Genomic DNA, 15,713 nt, shown 5'->3' on the forward strand with positions numbered 1-15,713 from the left:
TGTCCGGCGGCCAGCGCGCGCCACTATGGTGGGCCGATGGCAACGATCAGGCAGTTCCAGGTCACCTTCGACTGTGCGGAGCCCGAGCGCGTCGGCCGCTTCTGGTGCGAGGTGCTGGGCTATGTCCCCCCGGAGCCACCGAACGGGTTCGCCACCTGGGAGGACTACGAGAATTCCCGCTCTCCCGAGGAGCGGGGCTCGTGGTTCGCCTGCAGCGATCCCACGGGGGTCGGTCCGCGACTGTACTTCCAGCGCGTTCCCGAGGGGAAGGCCGTCAAGAACCGGGTGCACCTCGACGTGCGGGTCGGTACGGGGCTCGTGGGCGAGGAGCGCCTGGCCGTCCTTGAGGCCGAGTGCGAGCGAGTGCTCGCGCTGGGCGCGGTACGGGTGCAGGTGCTGTACGACGGCCACGACTCCTGCATCTCGATGCAGGACATCGAGGGCAACGAGTTCTGCCTGGACTGAGGTCGTGACCGGCGGCCGCCCCGCTCCCCGGAGCGAGGCGGCGGCGGTGAATCTTCCGCCCTCGCGGCGGAACCGCGAGGTGCGGGTCTGCACCTGGTGCCACGCGATGACCCGGACCGTGCCCAACTGGCGGAAGAGCATCGACAACACCTGGTTCGCCGGGGCCCCAACGCCGTCCTCGGCTGACCGGATCGTTCCGGATCCGGCCCCGATGGTGTCTTCAGCGAAGGGCACCGGGGCCGCCAGGATCGGGGCATGAACAGAGCACTCCTCGTCATCGACGTCCAGGAATCCTTCCGCCGGCTGGAGAACTGGGCGGCCGTCTCCAACCCCGATATCGTCGCCCGGGTGAACAAGCTGGTGGCACACGCCCGCGCCGAGGGGGACCTGGTCGTCTGGTTCCTGCACGCCGAAGCGGGCAGCGGGACGGTCTTCGACCCCGCCCTGGGGTACGTGCGGATGATCGACGGGCTGGTGCCCGCCGAGGGCGAGCCCGTCCTGACCAAGACCTCCCACAACGCCTTCACCACCACCAACCTCCAGCAGCAGCTCACCGAGCGCGGCATCCGCGAACTGACCGTCAGCGGCATCCGCACCGAGCAGTGCTGCGAGACCACAACCCGGGTCGCCGCAGACCTCGGCTACGACGTCACCTTCGTCACCGACGCCACTGCGACCCACCCGATCGAGCACCGGGACGCGCCGCCCGGGCGCGGCCTCGCCGAGATCCTCGCGGACCCGCGCACGCTCTCCACGGAGGAGATCACGGCCCGCACCGAGTACGCCCTCTCGGGCCGCTTCGCCCGGATCGCCACCGTCGAGGAGCTGACCGGATCGTGACCCGCGTCGTCTTCCTGCTCGTCCCGCAGCTGCACCTGCTGGACCTCGCCGGGCCCGCCCAGGTGTTCTCGACCGCGGCCGACCTGGGCCTCGGGTACGAGATCGGCTACGTGGCCGAGCAGGAGGACGTCCCGACGGCGCAGGGTCTGCCGCTCCGGGCCGCCACCGAGTGGCCGACGCTGTCGGCCGGGGACCTGGTCGTCGTCCCCGGGTGGCGCGAACCCCGCTCACCGGGCGGTGGCGCCTCCGTCGGCGGCCCGGGCGCTTCCGGAGGACCGTCCCCGGCGTCGCTGGAGCGGCTGGCCGCCCACCACGCGGCGGGCGGGACGGTCGCCAGCATCTGCACCGGCGCGGACGCGCTCGGCCGGGCCGGACTGCTGGACGGCCGCCGCTGCACCACCCACCACGACGCGCAGGACGAACTCGCACGCCGCCACCCGGCGGCGTGCGTGGTGCGCGACGTGCTGTACGTGGTGGACGGACGGGTGGTCACCTCGGCGGGCATCGCCAGCGGCATCGACCTCGCGCTCCACCTGGTCGCCGGCCGCCACGGGCCCGCGGCCGCCGCCCGGATCGCCCGCGAGATGGTCGTCTACGCCCGGCGCAACGGGGACGAGCAGCAGACCAGCGCGATGCTCAGGCACCGGGCCCACCTCGTCGACGCCGTCCACCACGTCCAGGACCTGATCGACGCCGGGTACACCACCCGACTGCGGCTCGCGGAGCTCGCGGCCGCGTCCGGCGTCAGCGAACGCACCCTCACCCGCCACTTCACCGAGGCCACCGGCCTCACCCCGCTGCGCTACCAGCAGGAGCTGAGGCTCGAAAGGGCCGAACACCTCATCTCCCACGGCGCCACCGCCGAGGCGGCGGCGCGGGCTGTGGGTTTCCAGGACGCCCGGATGCTGCGCCGCCTGCGCGCGAGCGCGCCCGGGCGTCGGCCTGCCCGGGCCTGAGGGCCCCGGCCCGCCTGCCGCCGCGGTGTTCACCACCGAGAGCCTGACCGTACGCCCCTGGGAGCGGGCCGACCGGACGGTGCTGCTGGTGCCCGTCCCGACGGCGACGGCGAAGTCGAGGTCGGCTGGCACTTCCGAGATCGCGTTCGAGGCGTGAGCTGCGCCACAGTGATCGCGGTTTTCATGAACCTGACACACTCGTTCATATGATCGTAACGCTTCGCACGACTTCGGTTGATTGCGTAGCGCACGCAGCTGCCCGGAAACACAAGGCCCGGGCAACGTAGAGGAGAGGCATCACGAATGCGACGCATCACCATGAAGGTCGCCGGTCTGCTGGCGACCGGCGCGGCCTCGGCGATCCTGATGGCCGGCACCGCCCAAGCCGCTGCCACGAACACCACCCTGCTCGGCTCGCTCCACCTGACCAAGACCGACTCCACGGGTACCACGACCTCGGCCGACCTGTCCTGTTCCGCCGTCCGGGACGGATCCGGCTTAACCTCCATCACCGGCACCGGCACCGTCACCAACCCGAACGCGGCCTGCACCGAACTGGTCGGCGTCAACGGTGACTTCAGCAAGCTGCTGGTGCACCCCACCTGGATGGTCATGGCCCTCCAGGCGCCGGTCACCGCCACGGCGAAGGGCAGCTGGGGCGGGGCCGGCGTCAACTGGTCGCACACCTACGTCAACGGCAGCGAGCTGGCCAAGTACACGGGTGACGTCTTCGGTTTCTGAGCCCGGCGCCCGGCAGTGACCCTGCACTGACGGCGTGGCCGCTCCCGGGTTCGGGAGCGGCCGCGCTCGTTCGGGCACCATCCGCGCGTCACGCGCCGGTGGCGCCGCAGAACTCGCCTCCAGTTCCTCGGCGAGGACCGAGACCGGGCCCCACTGCTCGCCGTCGGCCCAGTCGCCGTTGACCGAGGCGGAGAGCAGGTGGCGGTCGTCGCGGGTGCCGAAGGTGTAGGACCACGAGCCGTTGATCGCGCCGCCCATGCCCCACACCCGGCCGCAGGACAGGGTGAGGGAGGCGACGCCCAGGCCGTAGTGGGAATCGGGGATCCACCGTCGCCCGGGTCCTGCATGGTGAACATCTCGGCGGTCTGGGCGGGCGGCAGCAGACGGCCCGCCGGCAGCGCCTGGAGGGAGGTGCTCAGGTCGCCCGTGGTGGAGACGAGGGCGCCGGAGCCGTACCCCCAGGACGGGTTGAGCTCGGTGACGTCGTACTCGGGGAGGTCGGGGGCGTCCATCGGGCCGAGCTCGGAGTAGAAGCGGCCGTGCGGGCCGTGGATGCCGGTGTCGTCGCCCGAGGCCCGAGGCCCGACGAAAGGAGCCTCCCGTGCCAGGCGCCAGGCTGAGCCAGCAGGACCGTGTCGCGATCGCCACCGCTCTGACCGATCGGCCTCGGGGTCGCCCTCCGGCGAAAGTCCCGAGGAGATCCGCGGGGCGGCGGTTCAGGAGGCAGGGCGCAGCACTGCCGGGGCGGGGCCGTCGGGGCGGACGGTGATGCTGAAGGCCTCGCCGGTGGGGCGGGAGAGGAACTCCAAGGGCCCGAGGGGGAGGAGGAGTTCGAGCAGTGCGGTGGTCTCGCGGAGGGCGAACTGGGCGCCGAGGCAGGCGCGGGCGCCCAGGCCGAAGGGCAGATAGGCGCCGAGCTGGGCCGGGCGGGTGGCGCCGGGAGCGAAGCGGGCGGGGTCGAAGCGTTCCGGGTCGGGCCACAGGGCCGGGTCGCGGTGGGTGAGGTACGGGCAGACCAGTACGTCCGTGCCGGCGGCGATGCGGTGGCCGGCGATCACGTCGTCCTCGACGGCGTGCCGAGGGAGCATCCAGGCGGAGGGGTAGAGCCGGAGGGTCTCGCTGACCAGGGCGTGCGGGTCGGCGTCGCGCGCCCCGGGGTTGCGGTCGAGCAGCAGGAACAGCCAGGTGAGGGTGGTGGCGGTGGTCTCGTGGCCTGCGACCAGCAGGGTGACCAGCTCGTCGCGGATCAACCGGTCGGTGTACTCCGGGTGTTGGCCGGCGGCGTCGAGCAGGGCGCGGAGCACCCACGGTTCAGCGGTGTCCGCGGTGCGGGCCGCCTCGATCGCGGCGCGGGCGACGGCGTCGATCCGGGCGAGGTCCTCGGCGACGGCGTCCCGGGAGTCGCCCGCGTTGGTCGGCAGGGTCGGCATCGCGGCCACCACCCGTTCGACCGCCCGCAGTTCGGTGTCCGTCCGGTCGTCCAGCTCCCGTCCGGTGAGCGCCCGCCAGACGGTGTCCAGGGCGAAGCCGCGCATCTCCTCGCCGACGTCGAAGGTCCTTCCGCTGCGCCGGTACCCCTCCCAGCGCTGCGCCGTCCGGCGAGCGGCGGCGGCGATCCGCTGCTCGTAGCGGCGCATGCCCGGGCCCGTGAACTGGGATTGCAGCAGGCGCCGTTGACGCTTCCAGGCTTCCCCGGTGGCGGACAGCACGCCGTCGCCGACCAGCATCCGGGCCCGGTGCGAGCGCTTGACGTACCGGTCGGGGTGGTGGCCCAGCACGTGCTGCACCGCGGCCGGGTCGGTGACCAGCACGGTCGGCGTCGGGCCGAGCCGGAAGGCGGCGATGCCGCCGATCCCGCGCTGCGCCCGGGCGAGCAGCTCGACCAGCGGGGCCTCCTCGGCGCGCCACTGCTCGACGGCCTCGGGGGCCAGTTCCGGTACGGGGACCGCGTCCGTGGTCACCAGCGGTTCTCCTCGACTCGGCCGACGGGTGGCGGGGCCCGGAAGGCCCCGGCTGACTGTACGCCAGACGGGTGGGCCCGGGGCGCGGCGTGGCGACCCGGGGTGATCCGCGGTTCGTCGGGCCACCCGGGCGGAGGACAGTCCCGGCGTGCCCGAAAGGGTAGGGATCGGCGGGACCGGTCCGGCCCCCTTCCCGTCCCGACCCTGCCATGGGAGACCGTATGCCCAGGACGTCCCGCCGTGCCGCCCGTCCTACCGTCGCGGGGAGGGCAGGCAGGCTGGCCGCCGCTCTGCTGGTGCCGGCGCTGACGGCCTGCGGGGGTGGGGGCGGCGGGCCGGCACCGGCCGGCGGCAGCATGAGTGCGGGGGGAAGCGGTAGCCAGGGCTCCCAGCCGGCGGGTTCCCAACCCGCGGAGAGCGAGCAGCAGGAGGGGCCGAGGACCCACGCCGGGAAGGGGTCCGGCTCGTTCGCGACCGCTGGTGAGCCGCAGGCACTGGCCGAGGTGTCGGGCACGGGCGTGGTGATGACGCTGAGGCCCACGGCAGAGCCCTCCCGGCAGGCGGCCACGACCTCGGCCGCTTCCGGGGCGTCGACGGCCTCGCCGCTCCTGGTCGACGCGATCATCGGCGATGTCCACGAATGCTCGAACGGCGCGGCCGTCGCCACCCCGACCAGCCAGGAGGTCACACTGGTCGACGGCGTGAGCCCGCCGGTGGCGTTCACCCTTCCGAATACGCCCTCCCCGGGTGCCAACCCGGCGATCTGCTACACGCTGACCATCGGTGGTGAGAGCAGGAACGGTCGGGCCGAGACGCAGACCGGGGCCCTCACGACGAACGGTCCGTCCGTGGCGCCGACCGGCGGTCCCACCGGGGTTCCGAGCGGCGTGAGCCCGAAGCCGGAGAGTCCCACCGTCGAGACTCCCAACGGCGGAACCCCTTGAGCCAGCCGGAGGACCAGCCGAAGGCGCCGCCGCCGAGCCCACCGCCGGATCCACCGACGGCCCCGCCGCCCACCTCGCCGCCCGTCGCGCCGACGAGCGCCTGGCTCGCGCAGGCCGCCACCTGGATCGCCCCGACCAGTCTGGTCACCGCGTTGCTGTTCTTCTTCGGCTACGTCCACACCAGCGCCTACTACGGCTACTTCGGCGTCGACAGTTCGACGCTCGGCTTCGCCACCCGCGAGGTCCTGGTCGACAGCGAGACCGCGCTCTACCTGCCGGCCGGAATCGCGGCCTTCGGCGCCCTGGCGGCGGCGCTGGTGTTCTACGCCGCGGGCCGGCTGATCCGGCGCGGGCCGGCCGGCGCCCGGGCGGTGCGCCGGGCCTGCCGGGTGGTCACCGTGCTGGCGCTCGTCCTGCTGGCGTTCGGCTTCCTCGCGGGCTTCCAGGTGATCCGCGCCGGGGACCTGGGCACCCCGCTGATGATCGGCGGCGCGCTGCTGCTGGTCGTGCTGGCGCGGCTGCTGGTCAGACGCAGCTCCGGCACCGGCGTCCCGCCGCCGGGGGAGCGGGCCGCCATGGGCATCGGCGTGGCGATCATCGCGCTGTGCGCCTTCTGGGCGGCGGAGGTCTACGCCGACGACGCGGGGACCGCCCACGCCAAGCGGGTCGCGAAGCGCCTCTTCGACCGACCCGCGGTCATCCTCGACACCGCTGAGCGCCTCCATCTCGACCTCTCCGCGTGCGCTCACCCGGACACCGAGGCGTGCCGCGAATCGGAGTGGTCCGGCGTGTGGGAGACGGCGCTGCCGGACGTCGGGCAGCAGGACCGGTTCCGGTACCGCTACCGCGGCCTGCGACTGCTCGCGCAGGCCGACGACCGGATGTTCCTCCTCCCGCGCAACTGGACCTGGGAGCACGGCAACCTGCTGATCCTGCCGATGAACGCCGACGTCCGGGTGGCCCTCCACCCCGGGTGACCGCAGGTGCGCCCGTCCGCACACGGCTGCGCCGCGGTCCGCCCCCCTCGACGGGCCGCGGCGCGCAGCGGTTCAGCGGGTGCCGTTCAGCCGATCAGCCGGTCACACCGCCTCCCAGAGGGCCGGGACGATCGGCGGCTCCCAGCCGACCTGGGCGGTGTGGCCCTGGACGCAGCGGTAGCTGACGCCGTTGTAGGTGACGGTGTCGCCGGCCCGGTAGGTGGTGCCAGGGGTCCAGGCGTTGCCGGGGCCGGGGTTCCCGTTGCCCACGACCAGGGTGAGGCTGGTGGTGTGGGTGGCGGAGCCGGTTCCGGTGACGGTGATGCCGTAGGTGCCCGGGGCGGTGGACGCCGCGGTGGCGACGTTCATCGTGGCCGAGGCGCCGGACTGCACCGAGGACGGGGTGAAGGAGACAGTCACCCCGGCGGGTGGCGCCGAGACCGCCGGGCTGCCGTTGCCCGACCCCTTCGTCCCGTTCGCCTCCGTGCTGCTCCGGCCGCCGCTGCCGGGCGGGGCGGACACTGCCCGGGGCGGGGCGGACGCTGCCCCGGGCGTGGAGGTGCTTCCCGCGCCGGCCTGATCCCCGACCGCCGGGCGGTCCCGGTCCCCGACCGCCGGCCGGGTCTCGCCCTCCGACGCCCGGGCGGGGGGCGGGGGGCGGGGGGCGTGGGGCGGTGGACGGTCCGGGTACCGCGTGCGCCGTGCTCCGGCGGCTCGCGAACCCGGCCGGAAGTGCGCCCCGTTCGCGCCGCCCGGACGTCAATTTCGTGCGCGGATCTTCCGTCGATCGGGCTATTCATGGCGTTAACACGTCGAATGACTGAACCTTCCAGCGGCGCCCGCTAGAGTCACTGACGTTTCCGTTCGTTGGTCCGCGAATAACTAGGGGGAGCGTGCTGTCCGCCATCGCACGCCGGCTCGCCCATCCGCTCCTGCTCCTGGGGGTGCTGTGCACGGCCGTCGCCACACTGCGGTTCCACTGGGTACCCGACAAGGTCTCCCCGCTCGTGCTGATCGCCGTCATCGGCTATCTGGCGCTGCTGGAGCGGGTGATCCCGTACCGGACCGACTGGCACCCCAGTCGCCGTGAACTTCGCTGGTACAGCGTCTACTTCGTGCTCAGCATGATCGGGGGTGGGCTGGCTCAGGGGCTGGTGACCGCGCTGGTGGAGCTGCTCGGCCCGGCCCGTCCGGCGCTGCCGTTCGCGCTGGAGATCCCGCTCGCCCTGCTGCTCGGCTCGCTCGGCGACTACGTGGTGCACCGCTGGTCGCACCGCAACCGGTGGCTCTGGCGCCTGCACGGCGTGCACCACGTGCCGGACAAGGTGAACGTCGCCAACAACGGCGTGAACCATTTCCTGGACGTCCTGTTCGCACAGTCCGTGGTCCAACTCCTGCTGGCCCTGATCGGGTTCTCGGCGAATTCGGTGTTCGTGGTCGGAATATTCGTCATGGCGCAGGGGTATTTCGTCCATGCCAACATCGACGTCCGCATCGGCTTCCTCGGCCACGTGCTGGCCGGCCCGGAACTCCACCGCCTGCACCACAGCACCGACCTCGCCGAAGCCGGCCACTACGCCTCCGACCTGTCGCTGTGGGACCACGTGTTCGGGAGCTTCACCTGGCGGCCCGGACGGACGCCGCAGACCGTCGGCCTCGCCGACCCGGCCGCGTTCCCGACCACCGACGAGTTCGGCGCCACCCTGCTGCACCCGTGGCGCCGGATGAAGACCACCGAGCAGTCCGTCTGACAACCGGCCCCGACGAACACCCGCCGCGGCGCTCCGCGAGGCCGCCCCCTCGCCCTGCCCGCGCCACCACCCCTCGGATTGGACCATGACCACCTCGCCCTTCGCCGTGCCCTGCGAACGGATCGCGATCACCGGCATCGGCTGCCGCCTGCCCGGCCACGCCAACGACCACCGCGCCTACTGGCGCAACCTGATCGAGGGCCGGGACTGTCTCACCGACACCCCCGCCGACCGGTACGACACCGTCACCCTGGGCAGCCGGGACCGGGCCAAGCCGGGGCGGCTGATCGGCGGCCGGGGCGGCTACATCGACGGCTTCGACACCTTCGACCCGGACTTCTTCGGGATCAGCCCGCGTGAGGCCGCCCACATGGACCCCCAGCAGCGCAAGCTCCTGGAGGTGAGCTGGGAGGCGCTGGAGGACGGCGGGCTGCGCCCCGGCGAGCTGGCCGGGCGGGACGTCGGCGTCTACATGGGCGCCTTCACCCTGGACTGGAAGATCCTGCAGTTCGCCGACCTCGACTTCACCACCATCGCCGCGCACACCGCCACCGGCACCATGATGACGATGGTGTCGAACCGGATCTCGCACTGCTTCGACTTCCGCGGACCCAGTGTCTCGATCGACACCGCCTGCAGCTCCTCCCTGGTGGCCGTCCACCTCGCCTGCCAGAGCCTGCTCCGCGGTGAGACCGAACTCGCCCTGGCCGGGGGCGCGTTGCTGCACATGGCGCCGCAGTACACGATCGCCGAGACCAAGGGCGGCTTCCTCTCCGCCGACGGCCGCTCGCGCGCCTTCGACGCCTCCGCCGACGGCTACGTGCGGGCCGAGGGCGTCGGCGTGGTGGTGCTCAAGCGGCTCTCCGACGCGTTGCGCGACGGCGATCCGGTGCACGCCGTGATCCTCGGCAGCGGCGTCAACCAGGACGGCCGCACCAACGGCATCACCGTCCCCAACGCCGACGCCCAGGCGGCCCTCATCGAGCGGGTCTGCGCCGAGGCCGGGGTGCTGCCCGGCAGCCTCCAGTACGTCGAGGCGCACGGCACCTCCACCCCGGTCGGCGACCCGATCGAGGCCGCCGCCCTGGGCCGGGTGCTGGGCATCGGCCGCCGGGAAGGGGAGCGCTGCTACGTCGGCTCGGTGAAGACCAACATCGGGCACACCGAGGCCGCCGCCGGCGTCGCCGGGCTGATCAAGACCGCGCTGGCCCTCAAGCACCGCCGCATCCCGCCGCACCTCAACCTGCAGCGGCCCAACCCCGCCATCGACCTGGCCGCACTGCCCTTCGACATCCCCACCGCCCCCGTCGACTGGCCCGAGCACCGGGGCCCGGCCCGCGCGGGCGTCAACTCCTTCGGCTTCGGCGGCACCAACGCCCACGTCCTGCTGGAGGAACCGCCGCCGCCCGCACCCGTGGCGCCCGCGCCGCAGCCGGCCGTCACCGTGCTGCCGCTGAGCACCCGGGATGCCGCCGGACTGCCCGAACTCGCCGCCGCCGTACGGAAGGAGCTGGCCGGCGGGGCCTCTCCGGCCGACCTCGGCCACACCCTGGCGCACCGCCGCCAGCACCAGCCCGAGCGGCTCGCCGTGGTCCACTCCGGGCCGACCGAGCTGGACGAGGCCCTGGCCGCCTGCGAGCGCGGCGAGACCCACCCGAGGGTCGTCCGGGGACGCGCCCGCGACCGCCAGGACCGGCGCATGGCCTGGGTGTTCACCGGCATGGGCCCCCAGTGGTGGGGGATGGGCCGGGGCCTGTACGAGGCCGAACCGGTCTACCGGGAGGCCGTACGGGCCGTGGACGCGGAGATCCGGGCCCAGGCCGGCTGGTCGCTGCTGGAGGAACTCGGACGCGACGAGGCCGACTCCCGGATGGCCGGGACCTGGCTCGCCCAGCCCGCCAACTTCGCCGTCCAGCTGGGACTTTCGGCTCTCTGGCAGAGCCGCGGGGTGCGGCCCGACGCGGTGGTGGGCCACAGCACCGGCGAGGTCGCAGCCTTCCACCAGGCCGGGGTCTACGACCTGGCCGACGCCGTCCGGGTGGTGCTCGCCCGCAGCGGGCTCCAACAGCGCCTCGCCGGGACGGGCTCGATGCTCGCCGTCGGCCTGCCGGAGGCCGAGGCCGAGCGGCGGATCCGCCCGTACCGCGGCCGGGTCTCGCTCGGTGCCGTCAACAGTCCCTCGGCCGTCACCCTCTCCGGGGACACCGAGGTGCTGCGCGAACTCGCCGCGGAACTCGAACAGGAAGCCGTCTTCGCCCGCCTGCTGGACGTCGAAGTCCCCTACCACAGCGTGCGGATGGACCCGATCCGCGGCGAGCTGACCGCCGCGCTGGCCGGGATCGAACCGCGGCGGGCACGGCTGCCGCTCTATCTGACCGCCCGCGAGGGGCTGGCCCGGGGGCCCGAGCTGGACGGCGAGTACTGGTGGCACAACGTCCGCCACCCGGTGCGCTTCCGGGCCGCCGTCGAGCGGATGGCCGAGGACGGGCACCAGCTGTTCCTGGAGGTCGGCCCGCACCCGGTGCTCGGCCACGCGATCCGCGAGTGCGCCGAGCGGGCCCACACCCTGCCCTCGATCCGCCGAGGGCAGGACGAGCCCGAGCGCGTCGCCCGCACCCTCGCCGAACTCCACACCCTGGGCGTCGAGGTGGACTGGACAGCGCTGCACCCGGCCGGGCGCCCGGTGCCGCTGCCGGCCTATCCCTGGCGACGCGAGCGGTACTGGACGGAGCCCGAACCGGTCGCGCGGGTGCGGCTCGGGCGGGTCGACCACCCGCTGCTCGGCCGCCGCACCGCCGCCGCCCAGCCCACCTGGACCACCGCGCTCGACCCCGAGCGGCTGCCCTATCTGGACGACCACCGGATCGAGGGCCGGGTGGTCTTCCCCGCCGCCGGGTACGTCGAGATGGCCGCCCAGGCCGTCCGCGCGCTGACCGGCGGCACCGAGGTGGTGCTCGCCGAGATCGAACTGAACCGGGCGCTGTTCCTCTCCGACACCGAGCCCGTCCCCGTGCAGCTCGGCTACGCCCCCGAGGACGCCCGCTTCACCATCGCCTCCACCCCGGCCGGCGCCGAGCCCGCCGTCCACGCCGCCGGCCGGGTCCGCACCGGCCAGCGCCGCTCCCACGGGCCCGTCGCCGACCTGGACGCCCTGCGCGCCCGCGGCCGTCGCCTCGACGGACCCGACTGCTACCGGCGCCTGGCCGAACGCGGCTACGACTACGGTCCGGCCTTCCGCGCCGTCGCCGAGGTGTGGACCGGGCCCGGCGAGGCACTCGCCCGGATCCGCCCGACCGAACGACTCGGCCACGACGCGGCCGACCACCACCTGCACCCCGTGCTGCTCGACGCCTGCTTCCAGACCCTTCTCACCACCCGGCTGCACACTCCCGAGGACGGCGGCGTCAGGCTGCCGGTCTCGATCGGGGAGATCCGGCTCGACGAGATCGGCTCCCGCCCGCTGTGGGTGCACGCCACCGTCACCCGGGACAGCGGCGAGGAACTCCTCGGCGACCTCGCCCTGTACGCCGAGGACGGCACCCCGCTCGGCCGGATCACCGGGTTCCGGGCCACCGACGTCGCCCGGGCGGCCGCCACCGTCAGCCTGGCCACCATCGACGGCTGGCTCACCGAACTCGTCTGGCAGGACGCCCCGGCGCCCCCGCGCGAGCGGGCCATCGGCGACCTGCTGCTCCTCGCGGACGACGGCGGCCTCGCCGAACGGCTCGCCGAACTGGCCGCCGGCCGCGGCGTCCGCTGCCACCTGGTCCGGCCCGGCGCCGCCTACGCCCTCAAGGAGGGGACGGCGACGGTACGACCGGACTCCGCCGAGGACCTCCGCCGGCTGTTCGCCGACCTCGACCCGGCCCACCGGACCGTCGTCCACCTGTGGAACCTCGACCTGCCCGCCCTGGACGCCACCGACCCCGGGCAGCTCCACCGGCTCGCCACCCACGGCGCCTACTCGCTGATCACCCTCGCCCAGGTGCTGCCCGCCGCCCGCCCGGACGGGCGGTTGCACATCGTCACGCGGGGCACCCAGGCCACCGGGCCGCAGGACCGGGTCGAACCGCTCGGCGCGCCCGCCTGGGGCATCGGCCGGGTGCTGTGGCAGCAGGAGCTCGTCGCCCACCGCGGCCGGCTGATCGACCTCGATCCGGCGGTACCGGCCCGCGAACAGGCCGAGGCGCTGCTCGCCGAGCTCGGCTTCGGTGAATTCGGGTCCGGTGAACCAGGATCCGGTGAACTCGGGTCCGGTGACCGCGCGCCCGCAGGGCCCGCCGCCGACGAGCAGGAGCTCGCCCTGCGGGCCGGCCGCCGGCTCACCAGCCGGCTGCGCCCCGCCGAGGGCCTCACCCGGCCGCTGCCGCCCGTGCTGCGTCCCGACGGCAGCTACCTGGTCACCGGCGGGCTCGGCGCGCTCGGCCGACTGCTCTGCCGCACCCTGGTGCGACGCGGCGCCCGACGGCTGATCCTGGTCGGCCGCACCGCTCTGCCCCCGCGCGCCGAGTGGCACACCGTCGACCCGTCCACGCCCGCCGGCGAGCGGATCGCCTTCCTGCGCGAACTGGAGGCGCTCGGCGCCGAACCCCTGCTCGCCCCGGTGGACGTCACGGACGAGACCGCCCTCGGAGCCTGGCTCGCCGGATACCGTGAGCGCGAACTCCCCCCGATCCGCGGCGTGTTCCACCTCGCCGGGCAGGTCAGGGACACCCTGCTGACCCAGATGGACCGCCCGGCCTTCGACGCCGGATACGCTCCCAAGGTGGCCGGCGCCCACCTGCTGCACCGGCTGCTGCACGCCGAACCGCTCGACCACTTCGTGCTGTTCGCCTCCGTCGCCTCGCTGCTCACCACCGCCGGACAGGCCAACTACGCGGCCGGGAACGCCTTCCTGGACGCCCTCGCCCACCACCGCCGGGCCGCCGGCCTGCCCGCGCTCAGCCTGGACTGGGGGCCCTGGGCCACCGGCATGATCGAGGAGCTGGGACTGGTCGCCCACTACCGCGACGCCCGCGGCATGAGCTCGCTGCCGCCGGAAGCCGGCACCGCCGTGCTGGAGCGCGTCCTCGGGCAGGACCGCGCCCAGCTGCTGGTCGCCACCGTGGTCGACTGGCCGACCTTCCTCGCCTGGTACCCCGCCCCGCCGCCACTGGTCGCCGAGCTCGCGGCGAGCGCCGCCGAACAGGCCCCGGCCGGGACCGGCGGCTTCCTGGACGACTACCGCACCGCCGACCCGGACACCCGCCGCCGGCTCGCCACCGAGCGGTTCAGCGCCGCCGCCGCGGCCGTGCTGCGCACCGGCACCGAACGGATCACCCCGGACACCAGGCTCGGCGCGCACGGCCTGGACTCGCTGCTCGCCATGGAGCTGCGGGCCCGGGTGCACGGCGAACTCGGCGTCGCCCTGCCGGTGGTGGCCCTGCTCAGCAACGGCGGTGTCGCCGACCTGGTCGACCTGCTCGCCGAGGGGCTGGACGCGCTGCTCGCCGCCGAGGGCGGCCCGGAGCGGGCCGAGGTCGAGCTGCACACCGACGAGACCCGCTACCCGCTCACCCACAACCAGCAGGCGCTGTGGTTCCTGCGCCAGTTGCACCCGGACGGCTTCGCGTACAACATCGGCGGCGCGGTCGAGGTGCGCGCCGAACTCGACCCGGAGCTGGTGTTCGAGGCTTTCGCCTTCCTGGTCGCCCGGCACCCCGGGCTGCGCGCCGCCTTCACCACCGACGAGGGGCGCCCCGTCCAGCGGATCCGGGCCGAAGCCGTCGCCGACACCGGGCTGTTCGACGTCGAGGGCCGCCCGTGGGAGGAGATCCACGAGCTGATCGTCCGCGAGTACCGTCGGCCGTACGACCTGGCGGAGGACCCGCTGGTACGGCTGCGGCTGTTCCGGCGCGGGCCGGACCGCTGGGTGCTGATGAAGGCCGTCCACCACATCGTCTCGGACGCGATCTCCACCTTCACCTTCATCGAGGAGCTGTTCGAGGTCTACCAGGCGCTGAGCCGCGGCCGCACTCCCGAACTGCCGCCGGTGGCCGCCCGCTACCTGGACTTCCTCAACCACCAGAACCGGTTCCTGGCCGGGCCGCAGGCCCAGCGGATGCTGGACTACTGGCGCGGCCACCTGCCCGCCGGGACGCCCGTGCTGGAGCTGCCCACCGACAGGCCGCGCCCGGCGGTGCAGACCCACAACGGGGCCTCCGAGTTCTTCCAGCTGGACGCCGAACTCACCGCGCGGGTGCACGCGTCGGCCCGGGCGCACAACGCCACCCCGTTCATGGTGCTGCTCGGCGCCTACTACCTGCTGCTGCACCGCTGGTCCGGACAGCAGGACATCGTGGTCGGCAGCCCGGTCACCGGCCGCACCGAGGAGGAGTTCGCCTCCGTCTACGGCTACTTCGTCAACCCGCTGCCGCTGCACGTCAGCCTGGCCGGGGAGCCGACGGTGGCCGAACTGCTGGGCCGGGTGCGGGAGAGCGTGCTCGGCGGGCTGGACCACCAGGAGTACCCGTTCCCCCTGCTGGTCGAGCAGTTGGGCCTCCAGCACGACCCGAGCCGCTCCGCGGTCTTCCAGGCGATGTTCATCCTGCTCACCCACAAGGTCGCCGTGGAACGCTTCGGCTACCGCCTTGAGTACATCGAACTCCCCGAGGAGGAGGGGCAGTTCGACCTCACGCTGTCCGCCTACGAGGACCGCTCGGACGGCCGCTTCCACTGCGTCCTCAAGTACAACTCGGACCTCTTCGAGCCCGCCACCGTACGGCGCCTCGCCGCGCACTACCGCAACCTGCTGGACGCCATGACCCGGGCCGGCGAGGGCGAACCGGTCGGCCGGCTGCGGATGCTGGACCGGGCCGAGCGCCGGCACATCCTCACCACCTTCAGCGGCGTGGAGCGACGGATCGACCACGACGTGCCGCTGCCCGAACTGGTCGCCAAGGCCGCCGCCGAACACCCGGAGGCGGTCGCGGTGGTCGCCCCGGGCCGGGACGCCGCGCGGCGGCTGACCTACGGCGAGCTGGACCACCGCTCCCAGCGCACCGCCGCCCGGCTGCGCGAACTGGGAGCCGGTGAGGGC

The 15,713-nt window shown here is 73.8% G+C and carries 12 protein-coding genes; 10 read left to right on the plus strand and 2 right to left on the minus strand.

Translation table 11 applies throughout. The features are described from left to right. The first annotated feature begins 36 nt into the window (after nucleotides 1-36). The 5 genes from ACFV1W_RS22280 to ACFV1W_RS22300 all read left to right on the plus strand — a co-directional run bounded on the left by ACFV1W_RS22280 (nucleotide 37) and on the right by ACFV1W_RS22300 (nucleotide 3,002). Complete coding sequence (locus ACFV1W_RS22280; protein WP_380418951.1) at nucleotides 37-465, plus strand: VOC family protein; 429 nt, start codon at nucleotides 37-39, stop codon at nucleotides 463-465. A gap of 255 nt (nucleotides 466-720) precedes the next feature. After that, entirely contained in the window at nucleotides 721-1,305 is a 585-nt protein-coding gene (locus ACFV1W_RS22285) for a cysteine hydrolase family protein (protein WP_380418952.1), read from the plus strand. Beyond that, nucleotides 1,302-2,261: a GlxA family transcriptional regulator gene (locus tag ACFV1W_RS22290; RefSeq protein ID WP_380418953.1), complete on the plus strand. Its 960-nt coding sequence runs from the start codon at nucleotides 1,302-1,304 to the stop codon at nucleotides 2,259-2,261. Before ACFV1W_RS22285 ends, ACFV1W_RS22290 begins: the two co-directional genes overlap by 4 nt. A gap of 25 nt (nucleotides 2,262-2,286) precedes the next feature. After that, nucleotides 2,287-2,418, plus strand: a complete 132-nt coding sequence (locus ACFV1W_RS22295) for a hypothetical protein (protein ID WP_380418954.1) — start codon at nucleotides 2,287-2,289, stop codon at nucleotides 2,416-2,418. A 146-nt stretch (nucleotides 2,419-2,564) separates the two neighbouring features. Next, the gene (locus ACFV1W_RS22300; protein ID WP_380418955.1) at nucleotides 2,565-3,002 is read left to right on the plus strand and encodes an SSI family serine proteinase inhibitor; all 438 of its coding nucleotides are present in this window, start codon (nucleotides 2,565-2,567) and stop codon (nucleotides 3,000-3,002) included. A 716-nt stretch (nucleotides 3,003-3,718) separates the two neighbouring features. Here the strand turns inward: ACFV1W_RS22300 and ACFV1W_RS22305 are convergent. Then, nucleotides 3,719-4,963: a cytochrome P450 gene (locus tag ACFV1W_RS22305; protein ID WP_380418956.1), complete on the minus strand. Its 1,245-nt coding sequence runs from the start codon at nucleotides 4,961-4,963 to the stop codon at nucleotides 3,719-3,721. 356 nt (nucleotides 4,964-5,319) lie between these two features. Here ACFV1W_RS22305 and ACFV1W_RS22310 point away from each other — a divergent pair, with 356 nt between their 5' ends. Both ACFV1W_RS22310 and ACFV1W_RS22315 read left to right on the plus strand, forming a co-directional pair. Beyond that, nucleotides 5,320-5,907, plus strand: a complete 588-nt coding sequence (locus ACFV1W_RS22310) for a hypothetical protein (protein ID WP_380418957.1) — start codon at nucleotides 5,320-5,322, stop codon at nucleotides 5,905-5,907. Further along, nucleotides 5,904-6,884: a hypothetical protein gene (locus ACFV1W_RS22315; protein ID WP_380418958.1), complete on the plus strand. Its 981-nt coding sequence runs from the start codon at nucleotides 5,904-5,906 to the stop codon at nucleotides 6,882-6,884. Before ACFV1W_RS22310 ends, ACFV1W_RS22315 begins: the two co-directional genes overlap by 4 nt. A 102-nt stretch (nucleotides 6,885-6,986) precedes the next feature. Here the strand turns inward: ACFV1W_RS22315 and ACFV1W_RS22320 are convergent, their stop codons facing one another. Continuing rightward, entirely contained in the window at nucleotides 6,987-7,253 is a 267-nt protein-coding gene (locus tag ACFV1W_RS22320; protein WP_380418959.1) for a carbohydrate-binding protein, read from the minus strand. On the opposite strand from ACFV1W_RS22320, the gene ACFV1W_RS22325 reads away from it, so the two are divergent. The 3 genes from ACFV1W_RS22325 to ACFV1W_RS22335 form a co-directional block, all read left to right on the plus strand. Further along, a complete protein-coding gene (locus tag ACFV1W_RS22325; RefSeq protein WP_380418960.1) occupies nucleotides 7,240-7,464 on the plus strand; it encodes a hypothetical protein in 225 nt (74 codons plus the stop codon). The two genes, ACFV1W_RS22320 and ACFV1W_RS22325, sit on opposite strands and share 14 nt — an antisense overlap. Nucleotides 7,465-7,762: 298 nt before the next feature. Continuing rightward, nucleotides 7,763-8,635 (plus strand): sterol desaturase family protein, encoded by an 873-nt coding sequence (locus tag ACFV1W_RS22330; RefSeq protein WP_380418962.1) that lies wholly within the window; start codon nucleotides 7,763-7,765, stop codon nucleotides 8,633-8,635. 85 nt (nucleotides 8,636-8,720) lie between these two features. Then, a partial coding sequence (locus ACFV1W_RS22335; protein WP_380418961.1) for a condensation domain-containing protein occupies nucleotides 8,721-15,713 on the plus strand: 6,993 nt, incomplete at its 3' end.

The organism is Kitasatospora sp. NPDC059648 (assembly GCF_042734825.1).
Lineage (GTDB): Bacteria > Actinomycetota > Actinomycetes > Streptomycetales > Streptomycetaceae > Kitasatospora.